Origin of the sequence: Nocardioides hankookensis, assembly GCF_042658885.1 — a bacterium.
GTDB lineage: Bacteria > Actinomycetota > Actinomycetes > Propionibacteriales > Nocardioidaceae > Nocardioides > Nocardioides hankookensis.
The window spans coordinates 718,648-734,224 of the sequence record NZ_JBHSRJ010000004.1 but is presented as its reverse complement, the minus strand read 5'-3'; the positions used below and the strand labels follow the sequence as shown (position 1 = coordinate 734,224).

The following is a 15,577-nucleotide window of genomic DNA, read 5'->3' as shown; positions in this document are numbered from 1 at the left end:
GGAGCATGACCACCCGCGCCCTCGTCCGCCGTCCCGGACCCCGTCTGGCCGACGGGCTCCTCACCCACCTCGAGCGGCAGACGGTCGACCTCGACCTCGCGCTCCGCCAGTGGGAGTCGTACGTCGCAGCGCTGCGGGCCGAGGGCTGGGAGACCGTCGAGGTGCCCGCGGCCGACGACTGCCCCGACGCGGTCTTCGTCGAGGACACCGTCGTGGTGCTCGACGACCTCGCCGTGATCAGCCGCCCGGGTGCCGACGAGCGCAAGCCGGAGACGGCGGCCACCGAGGTCGCCCTGCGGTCGCTGGGCTACCGGATCGCCCACATCGAGGCGCCCGGGACGCTCGACGGCGGCGACGTGCTCAAGCACGGGCGCACGGTCTGGGCGGGTCTCGGCGGGCGCACCAACGCCGAGGGCGTGGAGCAGCTCGCGGCGCACCTGGCCCCGCTCGGCGCCGACGTGATCGGCGTACCGGTGGCGAAGGTGCTGCACCTCAAGTCGGCCGTCACGGCCCTGCCCGACGGCACGGTCGTCGGGTTCGCGCCGCTCGTCGACGACCCGGAGGCGTGGGACGCCTTCCTCCCCGTGCCCGAGGAGGGCGGCTCGCACGTCGTCGTGCTCGACGGGTCCAGCGTGCTGATGGCGACCAGCGCGCCGCTCACCCGCGCGCTCTTCGAGGAGCGCGGCCTGCGCGTGGTGGCCGTCGACATCTCCGAGTTCGAGAAGCTCGAGGGCTGCGTGACCTGCCTGTCGGTCCGGCTCAGGGGGTAGCCCCGAGGCGGATCAGCCGAGCCCGTTGTCGGCCGTGTCGGCCGGCTTGCTCTCGGTGTGCAGCCAGGCGTCGAAGAAGCCGTCGAGGTCCTGGCCGCTGACCTCCTCGGCGAGCGCCTGGAACTCCGCGGTCGAGCCGTTGCCGCCGCGGTGGTCGGCGACCCAGCGCCGCAGCAGCTGCCAGAAGGCGTCCTCGCCGATCCGGTTGCGCAGCGCCTGGAACGTCATCCCCCCGCGCTCGTAGACGAACGGCGCGAAGATCCGGTCCACGCAGCTGACCCCGGTCGGGCACGGGTCGGCGACCTCGCCCTGCCAGAACGCGTCGTCGGCGTCGGTCGTGGCGTACGTCCGGCGCATCCGCTGGTCGGCCGACGACTGTCCGTTGACCTCGGACCAGCGCCACTCCATGAAGGTGGCCGCCCCTTCGTTGAGCCAGATGTCGCTCCAGTGGTGCACCGCGACCGAGTCGCCGAACCACTGGTGCGCCAGCTCGTGGACCACGGTGACCTGGTCGAGGCTCGCGGGTGAGTACGTCGGGCGCGTCTGGTTCTCCAGCGCGAAGCCGGGCTCGAGGCTGGTGGCCAGGCCGCCGACCGTCGAGAACGGGTAGGCGCCCAGCTGGGTCGAGAGCCAGTGGGTGACGGCGGGCGTCTGCCGCATCAGCCGCATCGCGCCCGGCTGGGCCACTGTCGGCAGCGCCTTGGACACCGCGACCAGCCACGGCAGGCCGTGGTCGACCCCGCTGGCGACCCGGAACGGCCCGGCGGCGAAGAACGCGAGGTAGGGCACCATCGGCTCGTCCGCACGCCACGTGGTGGTCGCGAGGGCACCCTGCGCGCGTCGGTGCACCTGCCGGCCGTTGGAGATGACGGTGTGCTGCTTCGGCACCGTGATGCTGACGCGCATCCGGGCCTTGTCGAGCGGGTGGTCGTTGGCGGGGAACCACCACGGCGCCATGTGTGGCTGGTTCATCGCGACGACCTCGTCGCGACCGGCGAGCCAGTTGCTCTCCCCGGCGTACGCGTACTGCCCCGGCCGGCCGTCGTAGCGGACCCGTACGTCGACGGTCTCGCCGGCCTCCAGGGCGTGCCGCACGACCAGCTCGTGCCGGGTCTGCGAGTAGCGGACCGGCCGGCCGTCGACGCGCACCGAGCTCACGGGCAGCAGGAAGTCCAGGTCGAAGCGGGAGATCGCGGCCGTGCCGCGCAGCCGGACGTCCGTCCAGCCGGACAGGCGGCCGTGCCGGAAGCCGTAGCGGTCGTGGACGTCGTACGACAGCACGTCGATGCCGCCGTTGCCGTCGAGCGGGAAGTAGGAGTCGCCGATCCCGGCGGCCCCCGGAGGCGGCCCGTCGACACCCGCGGTCGGGCCTGCGGCGCCGAGGGTCAGCGTCAGGGCGACACCGACGACGACGGAGGCGAGGGAGCGGCGGGAGCGGAGCACCCGGGCAAGGTACCCGACCGCGCCCCCGTCCCCTGCACCGTCGTTTGTGTTATAACTCTACTGACTCACTGCACTTTGAGACGGAGGCGCGCATGCAGGTCCGCACGACGGAGATCCCGGAGCTGGGCAACCGCACCCACCTCGTCCACGACGGCCGGCATGCCCTGGTCGTCGACCCGCCGCGCGACATCGCGCCGATCGAGGCGGCCGCCGAGGAGGCCGGGGTCGAGATCACCGCCGTCGCCGACACCCACGTCCACAACGACTACGTGTCCGGCGCCCTGGCGCTGGCCCGTCGGCACGGCGCCGACTACCTGCTCTCGGCCGACGAGCCGGTGCAGTTCGAGCGGCTCGGCGTCCGGGACGGCGACGTCGTCCCGGTCGGGAGGCTCGAGGTGACGGTGGTCGCCACGCCCGGGCACACCCGCCACCACCAGTCCTTCGTCGTCCGCGACGCGGCGGACGGCCCCGCCGCACTGTTCAGCGGCGGCAGCCTCCTGCACGGCACCGTCGGTCGCACCGACCTCGTCGACCCGCGGCTGAGCCACGAGCTCGCCCGGGCGCAGTGGTCGAGCGTGCGCACGCTGGCCCGGCTCGAGCCCGGCACCCACCTGCACCCCACGCACGGCTTCGGCAGCTTCTGCGCGGGGGGCGCCGCGACCGAGACCGACGGCACCCTGGGCGCCGAGCTGCTGGTGAACCCGGCCCTGCTCCTCGACCGCGACCGTTTCGTCGAGGAGCTGGTCGCCGGCTTCGGCCCGGTCCCGGCCCACTACGACCACATGGCGCCACTCAACCGCGCCGGCGCCGGCCGCGCGCTTCCCCGGCCGGGACGCCCGGTCACCCGCGACGAGGTGACCGACGCGATCCTCGCCGGGCAGTGGGTCATCGACCTGCGCCAGCGGGCGGCGTTCGCCCGGGGCCACCTGCCCGGCTCGGTCAGCGTGGAGTACTCCCACCAGTTCGCGACGTACGTCGGCTGGCTGGTCCCGTGGGAGGAGGACTTCGTGCTCCTCTACGACTCCCCCGCGGACGTCGGCTCCGCCCTGCACGACCTCGCGGCGATCGGCATCGACGGGCCCGGCATCCACGACCTCGACCCGCCCTCGGACCTGACCGCGACCTTCCGACGCACCGACTGGACCGGCTTCCGCGAGCACACCGGGCCCCAGGTCGTCGTCGACGTGCGCGAGCGCGACGAGTACGACGCCGGCCACCTGCCCGGCGCCGTGCACCTGCCCGTCCACGAGGTCGACCGGCACGGGGACGACCTCCCCCCGGGCGAGCTGTGGGTGCACTGCCGCTCCGGCTACCGCGCGGGCATCGCCGCGAGCCTGCTGCACCGCAGCGGACGCAGCGTCGTGCACGTCGACGACTCGTGGGACCGGGTCGACGAGCTGGCGATCGCGACGACCGTCGCCGCCTGACCACACCACGACTCCGAGTCCACGATGCAGGAAGGTGGTGATGTGGACGTAACTTTTATCTAGTTACTTGATTGTCTTAGACAACATGCGGGTTCATGGGGACCCGCTTCTCGGGAAGGTTCACCTCTGTGTCCACTCCATCCACCGCGCCCAGCCGCGGCCGCCGGCTCCGCCGGTCCGCCCTGGGCGCCGCGCTGGTCGCGCTCGGTCTCTGCTCCCTCCAGGCCGCACCCGTCCAGGCCGAGGACGACCCCGGCCAGCCGGTCGACATCGCCGGACCTGCCATCCAGGCCCTGAACGCACTCGTCCAGGGCCTCTTCAACAGCGACATCGTCGGCCAGACCTCCAAGGTCCTGGGCGGCGACGGCGAGACCTACTGGCTCACCAACCACCTGCGCTCCGACCTGGTGCCGACGACGGCACTCCAGGACCTGGGCCTCGGTGACGCCATCCCGGACCTCGGTCTCGGCGGCGGCAGCGCCGGAGGCGGGGTGCCCGACGACGGCAAGCGACACGAGTACCTCGTGGTCTGGGCCGGAGACAACAACGTGCTCGACCGGTCCGGCAAGCAGCTGACCAACCTGCCCGACGTCGTCACGCCGGACCTGCTCGGCAAGGGCGACCAGATCGGTCCCGACTTCTTCGCCGTCGTCGACGCGACCAAGGGGTCGGCGTCGTACGGCAAGGTCGTCAACACCGTGACCGTCGGCCCGCTCGTCGAGAACGAGCCGCACCACATGCAGTACATCTGGCACAAGGGCAACAACATCTTCGCCGGCGGCCTCTTCACCGACGTCACCTACGTCCTGGACACCAGCAAGCTCCCCGCCCTGGAGCTCAAGCACGTCAACCTCCCCACGGACACGCTCTGCGGCTCGGTGCCCGACGCCTACTGGGTCACCAAGGACGGCTCGGCGTACGGCACCTACATGGGTGGGCCCGACGTCCCCGGGCCGTGCACCTACTCCGACGGCACCACCCGGATCGGCAACGGCTTCGCCGGCTCCCCCGGTGAGGTCGTCCGCCTCGACGAGAACGGCAAGACCGTCTACGAGGCTCCGGCGACCCCGGAGACCGCGGAGACCGAGCAGCGCTGCGACAACATCCCGCAGCTGGCCGCGGCCACCTGCGCGAACCCGCACGGCATCCAGGCCCGCGAGGACCTCGACACGCTGGTGACCAGCGACTACAACGAGCCGCGCAACATCATCCTCAACCCGGTGCAGGCGCCCTCGTCGTACCTGCGCCGGCCGACGGTGCGCACCTGGGACATCTCCGACCAGGACCACCCGAAGCTGAAGGCGGTGTCGTTCCTCCCGGACGGCCCCCGCGTCGGCAAGGTGCCGCACCAGGAGGAGCCGCGGGCGGCGATGGAGACCACGGTCACCAACCTGCCCGGCCACCAGGGCGCCTTCGCCGAGACGATGCAGGGTGGCGCGATCTACTACGCCCCCGACATCACGGCCGCCAAGCCCGAGTGGCGCGAGGTCTTCGACCTCACGACGTCCAACAAGCAGGCCGACCCGGACCGCAACCCGTACGGCGGCGGCTCCAACGGTGGGTGGCTGCAGACCAGCCTGGACGACAAGTACCTCTACCACGCGGTCGCCGGGCGCCAGCCCAGCGGCACCGACGAGGGGTCCCCGTCGTACATCCTCAAGCTGGACATCCAGGACCTGCTCGCCGCCGGCACCGACACCACCTGCACCATCGACACGATCGAGGAGACCGTCAACGGGGGCGCGGAGAGCGACTGCCCGGCGGTCACCGACATCCTGCCGGCACCGGGCGGCCCGCACTGGGGCGCGCTGGACAACCTGGCGGTCGGGGACGACGGGTACTTCCACGAGACCAAGGACGTGAAGCGGATCGCGTACTCGAACTACTTCGTGGCGCGCACCGGTCTCAACGGTGACCACCGGGTCTGCCTCGTCGACGTCGGGAGCGACCAGCAGCTCACGACCGACGCGTCGTTCAAGGACGAGACGACCGGCGACACCTGCATCGACTTCGACCGGGAGACCTGGCCGCACGGCGACTGGGGTCCGGCCAAGCCGCACTCGATGCTCTTCGTCACGGCCGATGACGACATCAAGTAACGCACGTACGAACGCTCTGCGCGTGGGGGCCGCCGTCCTGGTCGGCGGCCTCCTCGTGGGGGTCTCTGCTTACGCAGCAGGGCTCGGCGCGGACGACCAGCACCGGACCGGCAACCAGCTGGTCCGGGACTGGTCGGCCCGCACCGACGGTCAACAGGTGCTCGGCGGCAGCCGCACACCCGGCGTCCCCAGCGTGCAGCGCCTTCGTCACGACGACGTGACCTTCACGATCACGGTCGCCCCGGCGCGACCCGGGCCCAACCTGGTGCGGGTCGACAGCACGCACGACCACGGGCGCAGCTCCCCGCCGGTCCTGGTCGGGACGAGCGAGGACGACCTCGTCCGCGCCCGGCCCCGGCCGGGGACCGACGGGCTCTGGGCGGTCGTGGACCTGCCCGAGGGCAGCGGCACGGTGCTCGTCACCCACGGTCCGACGCACCGGCTCCCGTTCATCGTCGAGACGGGGACGGACCCCGTCGACACGGCGGACTGGGTCGGGGACGACGGGCCCGAGTGCGTCGCGGTCGCCACGGCGGCGGTGCTCGCCGCAGGTCAGGCCCCGACGGACTGCCCCGCATCGGCGCTCACCGCTCACGACGCGGACTCCCTGCGCGGCGTGGTCGACACCCTCGTCGACCGCGGCGTCGAGGAGATCGCCGTCGAGCACGACGAGTCGGCCCGCAGCGTCGCGGCGTACGACCTGGTGCGCGGGCTGGCTGGCGAGGCCGGGGTCCGTATCGTCCGGCCGGACGACGCCCCGGGGGACCGGAACGCGCTGGTGGTCCTCGGCGGGTGGACGACGGCGGCGAGCGACCTCGCCGACGTGTCGTCGCGTCCGCTGCGGCAGCAGCCGATCCGCTCCGACGGCACCTGGCTCGCGCCGTGGCTGCTCAGCCCGGGCGTCGTGGACTCGACGGCGGGCGCGATGCTCGCGCTCGACTTCGACATCCGCGACCAGGGCGCGCAGGAGTTCAGCCAGACGCTCGGGACGTACTTCCCCGGGCAGCTCCCCACGGGCCCGGCGTACCTCGCCTGGCGTTCTGTCCGCGGCGACGCTCCTCGCCCGCTGGGCCTCTACGCCGCGTCCCGCGCGGCCTACATGCCCGCGAGCAGCGGCCATGCCTCCCACGAGACCGTCGTCGCCTGGTTCCCCGGCGGCACGGTCACCCCCGTCGGCTCGCTCGGCGCGAGCTGACGCACCTCTCGGAAAGGCTCCACCATGTCCACCACCCACAGGTCCACCCAGCACTCCCGGGGGCTCGCCCCGGTCGCGGCCACCGAACCTCCCCCGCAAGCCCGGGTCGTCGTCATCGGCCTGGTCGCCGCGCTCGTCCTCGGCGGCCTCGTCTACAGCAGCTCCGGCCAGGTGCCGGCGATCCTCTTCGCGCTCGGCCTCTCGCTCGGGTTCGTGCTGTTCCACAGCCGCTTCGGCTTCACCTCCGCCTGGCGGCAGCTGGTCGCGGTCCGGCAGGGCAAGGCGCTGCGGGCGCACATGCTGATGCTCGCGGTGGCGTGCACGCTCTTCGCCCCGATCCTCGCCAACGGCATCGGCTTCAAGGACGTGCCGGCGCTGCCGACGCTCGCCCCGATCGGCTTCGGGCTCTTCGTCGGCTCGTTCATGTTCGGCGTGGGCATGCAGCTCGGCGGCTCCTGCGCGTCGGGCACGCTGTTCGCCATCGGCAGCGGCCACACCGCGATCCTGCTGACCCTCGGCGGCTTCATCGGCGGCGCGACCCTCGGCGCCTACCAGTTCCCGTGGTGGACCAACGAGCTGCCCAGCCACGCGCCGATCTCGCTGACCGACTGGTTCGGCGGGTACGCCGGGGCGTGGGCGGCTTCGCTGGTCCTGATGGGCCTGGTCGTCGGCGCGACGTACCTGCTCGCCCGCAACCGCTCCGTGCCGGACGTCGAGCCGGCCCCGGTCGCCGAGGGCGCCGCCCGGATCGTGCGCGGCTCCTGGCCGCTGTGGGTCGGGGCGCTGCTCCTCGCCGGCCTGAACGCCGCGACCCTCTGGGTCTCCGGCGGTGCGTGGGGCGTGACGTTCGCGTTCGCGTTGTGGGGCTCGAAGATCCTCGACCTCGTCGGCGTCGACGTGCTGTCGTGGGGCTTCTGGCAGGACCCCGCCAACCTCGCGAAGTACGACGCCGGCATCTTCGCCGAGAAGACCTCGGTCATGGACTTCGGCATCATCGTCGGCGCACTGATCGCCTCCGCGGCGGCCGGCGCGTTCGTGCTGCACCGCCGGGTCCCCCTCCGGCTCGCGGTCGGCGCGGTCATCGGCGGCCTGCTGATGGGCTACGGCGCCCGGATCGCCTTCGGCTGCAACATCGGCGCCTACTTCGGCGGCATCGCCTCCTTCAGCCTGCACGGCTGGCTGTGGGGCGTGATGGCACTCGTCGGCACCTACGTCGGGCTCGCGTTCCGGCCGCTCCTCGGGCTGACCAACCCGAAGCCCAGCGACAGCATCTGCTAGAGCTGTCGCTCCCTGAACGACGCCCCGCCCGGCGCACCCCCGGGCGGGGCGTCCTGCTTCCGAGTGGGTTGCTGACAAGTCGGGTGGCGCGCGCGCATACTCGATGCACCACGGTGTGAGCACACCTCTCGGCATCGGCAGGCAGCCATGAACAAGCAGCGCATCCCCGGCGTCAGGGACGCCAGGCTTCCTGGGATCACGGCCCGGACCTACGGGGTCCTCACGGTCGTCATCCTCGCCGTCGCAGCAGTCACGGCCACGGCGGTCACCCACCTGCCGCGCGAGGACACCGTCGACGTGGTCGACTTCGACCTCGCCACCCCGGCAGCGTCGTCGTGCAGCTATGACGCCAGCACCCGGCAGACGACGATCCGCACCCACCTCGACGCCACCATCCGCAACCGGACCGCGGTCGCGCTGACCGCCGGAGTCCGCGACGCCGGCACGGGGCTGCCCGCCGTCACGGCGGGGAGGACCGTCGACGTCAGGGGCCACCAGACGGCCGACTACACGTTCGTCGTCGACGTCCCCGCCACCGCCGACCCCCACCGCTGCTTCGTCGAGGAGAGCGGCGACTTCTAGAGCGCCACGGTTAATTCGGTTGCCGCCCCCGGCGGCAGCCTGCACAGTTGGCCCCGAGCGTCCGGAGCGACCGGTGCCCGACCGAGAGGAGCGTGACATGTCCATGACTGTCCTTGGCCTGTCCGCAGACCACTCTTCCTCTCTTTCCTGGAGCACCCACACCGATGACGCACGACACCCCTTCCGAGATCTCTGACCTCGACCCCTCCTTCGTCTTCGACTTCGAGACGTACGACGACCTCGCCGACGGCCAGCGCTGGTCCACCTGGCTCGACGTCGAGCCCCTGTGCCGCGGCCCGCAGCCCCGCCCCGACTGGGTGGTGACCTCGCAGGCCGCGGTCGACACCGAGCTCGGCATCCTCAAGACCGGCAAGGAGGCCGACGCGTTCCTGGTGGAGCGCGCTGTCCCCGGCAGCTCGGCACCCGGCGAGTCGGTGATCATGGTCGCCAAGCGCTACCGCAGCAACGAGCACCGCACGTTTCACCGTGCCGCGTCCTACACCGAGGGCCGCAGCGTCAAGCGCTCCCGCGACGAGCGCGCCCTCAAGCGCAAGAGCACCTGGGGCAAGATCGTCGCCAGCAGCGAGTGGGCGATCTCCGAGTGGGACGCGCTCAAGCGCTGCTGGGCGCTCGGCCTGCCGGTCCCCTACCCCGTGCAGATCGACGGCGTCGAGCTGCTGATGGAGTGGATCACCGACGACGAGGGCGAGAGCGCGCCGCGGCTCGCCCAGACCCGGCCGGACCCGGCGCTGCTCGCGTCGTACTTCGACCAGCTGCGCGACGCGCTCGTCACGCTGGTCGGCAACGGCATGGTCCACGGCGACCTCTCGGCCTACAACATCCTGGCCGCGGGCGACCGCCTGGTGATCATCGACCTGCCCCAGGTCGTCGACCTGGCCGGCAACCTCGCCGGCCACGAGTTCCTGCTCCGCGACTGCACGAACGTGTGCACGTGGTTCCGCTCCCGGGGTCTCGAGGTCGACGGCGACGAGCTGTTCGCGGAGCTGCTGGCGTACGCGTTCTAGAGTCGGGCCGTGCAGAGACCGGGAGTCGTCCGGGGTGAGCCCGTCGAGGCCGTCACCCAGCTGGAGCTGTGGATGGCCGACGAGCCGGACGTCCCGGTCGACACGGCCCGCACCTCGCTCTACACCGCCGCCGAGCTCTACGGGCACGGCGCGTACGCCGACTCGCTCGACGGGTCGGCGTACGCATGGTCGCGCCGACCCCGCACCCGGGCCGCGACCTTGGCCCGCGCGCTCCACGACCATGCCATCGACCTCGCCCTCGACTCCTGGACCTCCGGCCGGCGACTGGTCGGCGTGATGGGCGGGCACCGCCTCGAGCGCGGCGAGCCGACGTACGCCGACGCGGCGCGGCTCGGGGCAGCGCTCGGGGCCGGCCACGTGGTCGCCACCGGCGGTGGGCCCGGCGCGATGGAGGCCGCCAACCTCGGTGCCCGGTTCGCCGGGCGACCCGACGACCTCGACGCGGCGCTCGCCCAGCTCGCCGGTGTCCCGTCCTACCAGCCGAGCGTCGACGCCTGGGTGCGGCGGGCCTTCGAGGTGCTCGAGCGGTTCCCGGCCGACACCGACACGCTGGGCATCCCGACCTGGCACTACGGCCACGAGCCGCCGAACGTGTTCGCGACCGCCATCGCGAAGTACTTCCGCAACTCCACGCGCGAGGCGACCCTGCTCGAGGTGTGCGACGCCGGGATCGTCTTCCTCCCCGGCCTCGGCGGCACCGTCCAGGAGATCTTCCAGGACGCGTGCGAGAACTACTACGCGACCGAGGACGCGGTGGCGCCGATGGTGCTCGTCGGCGCGGCGTACTGGACCGAGGAGCTGCCCGCCTGGCCGCTCCTGCGCACCATCGCGCGCGGCCGCGCCATGGAGGAGCACGTGCACCTCGTGGACTCGCTCGCCGAGGCCGTGAACCTGATTGTTTCGGGGACGTGAACCGGCGGCGAAGCCTAGATTGACGCGGTGCAGATCTCACGCCGTGACCTCATCCGTACCTCCGCCGCAGCCGGCGCCGTCATCGCCGCCGGAGGCGTCGGTCTCGCCGATGCCGCCGTCGCCGGCACCGGCCCCCTCGCCCGGTCGACGACCCGCACCACCGTGCTCGGGAAGGGGCCCGCGGGCGTCGGCGGCTTCGCCCCCGTCGTCACCCAGCCCGGTGAGTCGTACGTCGTCCGCGGCGGCCTCGGCGCCAAGGCGCGGGCCGGCCGGGCCAAGCGGCGCGGCTCGCTGCTGGCGTTCGCCCAGATCAGCGACGTGCACATCATGGACTGCCAGTCGCCCATCCGCGCGGAGTACGGCGAGAGCTTCAGCTCCAGCGCCTACCGCCCCCAGGAGCTGCTGAGCGCGCACGTCGCCGACGCGATGGTGCGTCAGATCAACGCGGTCCGCCGGGGCCCGGTGACCGGCCGCAAGCTGGCCTTCACGATCCAGACCGGTGACAACTCCGACACCGGGCAGTACAACGAGCTGCGCTGGAACATCGACGTGCTCGACGGCGGGACGCTCCGGGTCGACTCCGGCGACCTCACCCGCTACGAGGGCGTCATGGACCAGGACCCCGACTTCTACGACCCGGAGTTCTGGCACCCCGAGGGCACGCCGCTGGGCAAGGCCGACGACGCCCCGCGTGCGACGTACGGCTTCCCGGTGATCCCCGGCCTCCTGGACGCTGCCCGCCAGCCGTTCGACGCCGTCGGCCTGACGATGCCGTGGTACGCCGTGATGGGCAACCACGACGGCCTCATCCAGGGGAACTTCCCGCACTCGCCCGCCCAGAACGCCACGGCGATCGGCACGTCCAAGAAGGTGAAGGGCGGCCTCAACCGGACCGTGACGGCGGACCCCGACCGCCGGATCCTCGACAAGGCCGCCTGGGTCGACGAGCACTTCACGACCACCGGCACGCCGGACGGTCACGGCTTCACCAAGGAGAACAAGGCCAAGAAGACGGCGTACTACTACTTCGACCAGGGCCCCCGCGGCCTGGTGCGGTCCGTGGTGCTCGACACCGTCGCCCCGTCCGGGGACCAGGGTGCGCTCGACAACAAGCAGCTCAGCTGGCTGCTCCGCCTCCTGGACCGGAGCAAGGACAAGCTGGTCGTGCTGTTCAGCCACCACCCGCTCTCCTCGTTCACCGACGAGAACCTCTCGGCGCTGATCACCCGGGAGCTGCTCGCCCGCCCGCAGGTGGTGGCGTGGGTCAACGGTCACACGCACACCAACCAGATCTGGGCGCACCCCCGCAAGAAGAAGGGCAAGGTCGTCGGCGGGTTCTGGGAGATCAACACCGCCTCGCACATCGACTGGCCGCAGCAGGCCCGGCTGCTCGAGATCGTCAACAACCGCGACGGCTCGCTGTCGATCTTCGCCACGATGCTCGACCACGGCGGTGCGGTCGAGCCCGACCTGGGGTCGACCGACCCGGTCCAGCTCGCCGGGCTCTCGCGCCTGCTGGCCGCCAACGACTGGCAGGAGCACGACGAGAACCGACGCGGCGCCCGCAACGCCCGCAACGTGGAGCTGCTGCTGCCCGCGCCGAAGTTCCTGCGTCCCAAGAAGAAGCCCAAGAAGAAGTAGCCGGCCGCTGGCGCGGCCGGGTCCTCAGGACTCGGTCGCGGCCAGCTGCCCGCAGGCGCCGTCGATCTCGCGGCCGCGGGTGTCACGGACCGTGGTCGGGATGCCCTTCGCCTCGAGCCGACGCACGAACTCGCGCTCGTCGGCCGGGTCGGACGCCGTCCACTTCGAGCCCGGGGTCGGGTTGAGCGGGATCAGGTTCACGTGCACCCAGCCCCAGTCGCCGCGCGCCTGGAGCACGTCGCCGAGCAGGTCGGCGCGCCAGGCCTGGTCGTTGATGCCGCGCATCATGGCGTACTCGATCGAGACCCGGCGCTTGGTGACCTTGGCGTAGTTCCAGGCGGCGTCGACGGTCTCGTCGACCGAGAAGCGGGTGTTGATCGGGACCAGCTCGTTGCGCAGCTCGTCGTCGGGCGCGTGCAGGCTGAGCGCCAGCGTGACCGGGATGCCCTCCTCGGCGAGCTGGAGCATCCGCGGCACCAGACCGACGGTCGACACGGTGATGCCGCGCGCGCTCATGCCGAGACCGTCGGGGGTCGGGTCGGTGAGGCGGCGTACGGTCCCCATCACGGCCTTGTAGTTGGCCAGCGGCTCGCCCATGCCCATGAAGACGACGTTGGACACGCGCCCCGGACCGCCGGGCACCTCACCGCGGGCGAGTGCCCGGGCGCCGGCGACGACCTGCTCCACGATCTCGGCGGTCGACATGTTGCGCTGGAGCCCACCCTGGCCGGTGGCGCAGAACGGGCACGCCATGCCACAGCCGGCCTGGCTGGAGACGCACATGGTGGCGCGGTCGGGGTAGCGCATCAGGACCGACTCGACCAGGGCGCCGTCGAACAGCTTCCAGAGGGTCTTGCGGGTGGTGCCCCGGTCGGCCTCCATGGTGCGCAGCGGGGTCATCAGGTCGGGCAGCAGGCCCGCGACCAGCTCGTCGCGCTGGGTCGCCGGGAGGTCGGTCATCTCGGCCGGGTCGTCGACCAGCCGGGCGAAGTAGTGCGTCGAGAGCTGCTTGGCCCGGAAGCCCGGCAGCCCGAGCTCCTCGAGGCGCGCCTTCCGCTCGTCGGGGGTGAGGTCGGCGAGGTGCGGCGGCGGCTTCTTGCGCCCGCGCGGCTCGTCGAAGACCAGGGGAAGGGGGGTGCGCTCAGACATCGTGCCGATTCTCCCACCCGTCGAGGGTCCGGGGCGATTCGTGACCCGGGGCGGCTCAGGCGTCCCGGGAGATCATGAACCAGAGGACCAGCGCCGCGACGCCGCCGACGACCAGCGCGGTCGCCACGACCCCGATCAGCATGTAGATGCCGAAGCGACGCGTGCGCGGAGCGATGACGAGCCCGATCGGCACGGCCAGCGTGACGATCACGAACGGGAAGAGGTCCTCGGCGGTCTCGTCGTCGACGAGCACGTGCAGCAGGGCGATGAACAGACCGGGCACGAGCACGACGAACGCCAGGCCGGTGAAGAAGCCGGTCAGGGACGCGAACGTGGGGTGGTCACGGTGCCACCAGTCCGGCTGCCGCTCGGTGGTCGGCTCGCCGGCTGGGTCGTGGGGCCCCGTGGGCTCCGTCGGTGAGGTGTCCTGGTCCGTGCTCATCACTGATGATGCTAGGTCGTGCCGAGCCGCACCCGCGCCAGTGGGGGCGGCGCGCCGCCCTCGGAGACGGCGGCGAGCGGCCGGCCCCGGAGTTTCATCGGCCGACCGATGAAACTCACGCCTGGACGATGAAGCTTCGTCGTCCAGGCGTGAGTTTCGTGGCGAAACAGGGTGGTGATCCTACGCAGGCCTACGTGCTGACGACCTCGAGGACATCGGGCATCGCCAGCGCCGCCCACCTCTCCAGGTCGGGCTCGGTGCCGCTCAGGGCTGCCGCCAGGACCGTCCACGCCGTGCCGTGCCCGACGAGCACGAGGTCCTCGCCCGGGTGCTCGTCGATGAGGTGACGGACGGTCGTCACCACTCGCTCACGAGTCACGCGGAGAGGCTCCCAGCCGTCGTGAGCCGATCGGTCGGGGTCCGCGAAGGCGCGGCGTACCGTCGCTGCGAAGTCCTCGATCCAATCGGGCGTGTCCCGCTTCTGCTCGCGCAGCCCGTCCACCACGCCGACCTCCGCGTCCGTCAACAACTGGGCCGTGGCCAGAGCCATGGGCTCAGGAGAGCAGAACCACCGTGCCACGGCCGGCAGGCGCCCGGACTCACGGAGCGCCCAGATCGCGTCGAAGCCAGCCGGGTCCAGTTCCCAGGCACTCGGGAGAAGCCCGGGCTCGACCAGCGGGCGACCGTGCCGGACCAGGTGAAGCACTACGTGAAGACCGCGTAGTGGAGCAGCAGCCAGATCGGGGCGACCGTGGCGAGCAGCGAGTCGAGCCGGTCCATCAGGCCACCGTGGCCCGGGATCACCTGGCTCATGTCCTTGATGCCGAGGTCGCGCTTGATGACCGACTCGCACAGGTCACCGAGGGTCGCCATCACGACGGCGATCAGGCCGAGCGCGATCCCGACCCACCAGTCGCCGTCGAGCAGGTAGACGACCAGCGCCCAGCCGGCGACCAGGCAGAAGACCACCGAGCCGGCGAAGCCCTCCCAGGACTTCTTCGGCGAGATGACCGGGGCCATCGGGTGCTTGCCGAAGAGCACGCCCGCGACGTAGCCGCCGGTGTCGGAGGCGACGGTGATCGCGATGAACGTGATGATGCCCTGCACGCCCGGGTCGTCGATCCCGTGCGCGTTCACTCCCCCGCCCTCGGCGAGCAGCAGGGCGACGAACGAGCCGAGGAACGGCACGTAGATCAGGCTGAAGACCGACGCCGTGGCGTTCTGGACGTAGCCGTCCACGCCGCGGCGCAGCAGCCACAGCATCGTCATCAGCGCGGCGACCGCGGTCGCCGTGACCAGGGCGGGCGCGCCCCAGAAGTACGCGACGACGACCATCACCACGCCGCCGAGCATCAGCGGCTGCTCGGGGAGGTCGATCCCCTTCGCGCCGAAGCCTCGGTGCAGCTCCCAGACCGCGACCACCACGGCGATCGCGACGATCACCATGAACGCCGTCTTCCAGAAGAGCAGCGACAGCAGGATCGCCCCGACCAGGACGAGGGCAGAGGTGATCGCGGCGGGCAGGTCGCGGCCTGCCCGGCCGTGGTCGGTCTTCGCCGGGGTGGTGGTCTCGCTCATGGAGGATGTCGACCT

The 15,577-nt window shown here is 71.8% G+C and carries 14 protein-coding genes; 9 read left to right on the top strand and 5 right to left on the bottom strand.

Annotated features, from left to right (window positions below; genetic code table 11):
- Positions 1 to 5 precede the first annotated feature (5 nt).
- Positions 6 to 770, top strand: a complete 765-nt coding sequence (ddaH, locus tag ACFPYL_RS09980; protein WP_379153437.1) for a dimethylargininase — start codon at positions 6 to 8, stop codon at positions 768 to 770.
- A gap of 12 nt (positions 771 to 782) precedes the next feature.
- Here the strand turns inward: ddaH and ACFPYL_RS09975 are convergent, their stop codons facing one another.
- Positions 783 to 2,213, bottom strand: coding sequence for a M1 family metallopeptidase (locus ACFPYL_RS09975; RefSeq protein ID WP_379153435.1), 1,431 nt, complete (start codon positions 2,211 to 2,213; stop codon positions 783 to 785).
- Positions 2,214 to 2,305: 92 nt separating this feature from the next.
- Between ACFPYL_RS09975 and ACFPYL_RS09970 the strand changes: the two genes are divergently transcribed.
- The 8 genes from ACFPYL_RS09970 to ACFPYL_RS09935 all read left to right on the top strand — a co-directional run bounded on the left by ACFPYL_RS09970 (position 2,306) and on the right by ACFPYL_RS09935 (position 12,393).
- The gene (locus ACFPYL_RS09970; protein ID WP_379153433.1) at positions 2,306 to 3,640 is read left to right on the top strand and encodes a rhodanese-like domain-containing protein; all 1,335 of its coding nucleotides are present in this window, start codon (positions 2,306 to 2,308) and stop codon (positions 3,638 to 3,640) included.
- Between the two features lie 128 nt (positions 3,641 to 3,768).
- Positions 3,769 to 5,739 carry a hypothetical protein gene (locus ACFPYL_RS09965; RefSeq protein WP_379153431.1) on the top strand — a complete coding sequence of 657 codons (1,971 nt, stop codon included), beginning with the start codon at positions 3,769 to 3,771 and terminating at the stop codon, positions 5,737 to 5,739.
- A gap of 22 nt (positions 5,740 to 5,761) precedes the next feature.
- Positions 5,762 to 6,934, top strand: a complete 1,173-nt coding sequence (locus tag ACFPYL_RS09960; protein ID WP_379153429.1) for a hypothetical protein — start codon at positions 5,762 to 5,764, stop codon at positions 6,932 to 6,934.
- A gap of 24 nt (positions 6,935 to 6,958) precedes the next feature.
- Positions 6,959 to 8,212 (top strand): YeeE/YedE family protein, encoded by a 1,254-nt coding sequence (locus tag ACFPYL_RS09955; RefSeq protein WP_379153427.1) that lies wholly within the window; start codon positions 6,959 to 6,961, stop codon positions 8,210 to 8,212.
- Positions 8,213 to 8,359: 147 nt separating this feature from the next.
- Positions 8,360 to 8,794 (top strand): hypothetical protein, encoded by a 435-nt coding sequence (locus tag ACFPYL_RS09950; protein WP_379153425.1) that lies wholly within the window; start codon positions 8,360 to 8,362, stop codon positions 8,792 to 8,794.
- Between the two features lie 164 nt (positions 8,795 to 8,958).
- Complete coding sequence (locus ACFPYL_RS09945; RefSeq protein WP_379153423.1) at positions 8,959 to 9,819, top strand: serine protein kinase RIO; 861 nt, start codon at positions 8,959 to 8,961, stop codon at positions 9,817 to 9,819.
- Between the two features lie 9 nt (positions 9,820 to 9,828).
- The gene (locus tag ACFPYL_RS09940; protein WP_379153421.1) at positions 9,829 to 10,752 is read left to right on the top strand and encodes an LOG family protein; all 924 of its coding nucleotides are present in this window, start codon (positions 9,829 to 9,831) and stop codon (positions 10,750 to 10,752) included.
- 27 nt (positions 10,753 to 10,779) lie between these two features.
- Positions 10,780 to 12,393 carry a TIGR03767 family metallophosphoesterase gene (locus tag ACFPYL_RS09935; RefSeq protein ID WP_379153419.1) on the top strand — a complete coding sequence of 538 codons (1,614 nt, stop codon included), beginning with the start codon at positions 10,780 to 10,782 and terminating at the stop codon, positions 12,391 to 12,393.
- Positions 12,394 to 12,417: 24 nt separating this feature from the next.
- Here ACFPYL_RS09935 and rlmN read toward each other — a convergent pair whose 3' ends face one another.
- The 4 genes from rlmN to ACFPYL_RS09915 all read right to left on the bottom strand — a co-directional run bounded on the left by rlmN (position 12,418) and on the right by ACFPYL_RS09915 (position 15,562).
- The gene (rlmN, locus tag ACFPYL_RS09930; RefSeq protein WP_379153417.1) at positions 12,418 to 13,542 is read right to left on the bottom strand and encodes a 23S rRNA (adenine(2503)-C(2))-methyltransferase RlmN; all 1,125 of its coding nucleotides are present in this window, start codon (positions 13,540 to 13,542) and stop codon (positions 12,418 to 12,420) included.
- 55 nt (positions 13,543 to 13,597) lie between these two features.
- On the bottom strand, positions 13,598 to 13,984 hold the full coding sequence (locus ACFPYL_RS09925) for a hypothetical protein (protein ID WP_379153416.1): 387 nt from the start codon (positions 13,982 to 13,984) through the stop codon (positions 13,598 to 13,600).
- Between the two features lie 190 nt (positions 13,985 to 14,174).
- Complete coding sequence (locus ACFPYL_RS09920) at positions 14,175 to 14,690, bottom strand: histidine phosphatase family protein (RefSeq protein ID WP_379153415.1); 516 nt, start codon at positions 14,688 to 14,690, stop codon at positions 14,175 to 14,177.
- Positions 14,690 to 15,562: a phosphatidate cytidylyltransferase gene (locus ACFPYL_RS09915; protein ID WP_379153413.1), complete on the bottom strand. Its 873-nt coding sequence runs from the start codon at positions 15,560 to 15,562 to the stop codon at positions 14,690 to 14,692. Before ACFPYL_RS09915 ends, ACFPYL_RS09920 begins: the two co-directional genes overlap by 1 nt.
- Between the last annotated feature and the right edge of the window lie 15 nt (positions 15,563 to 15,577).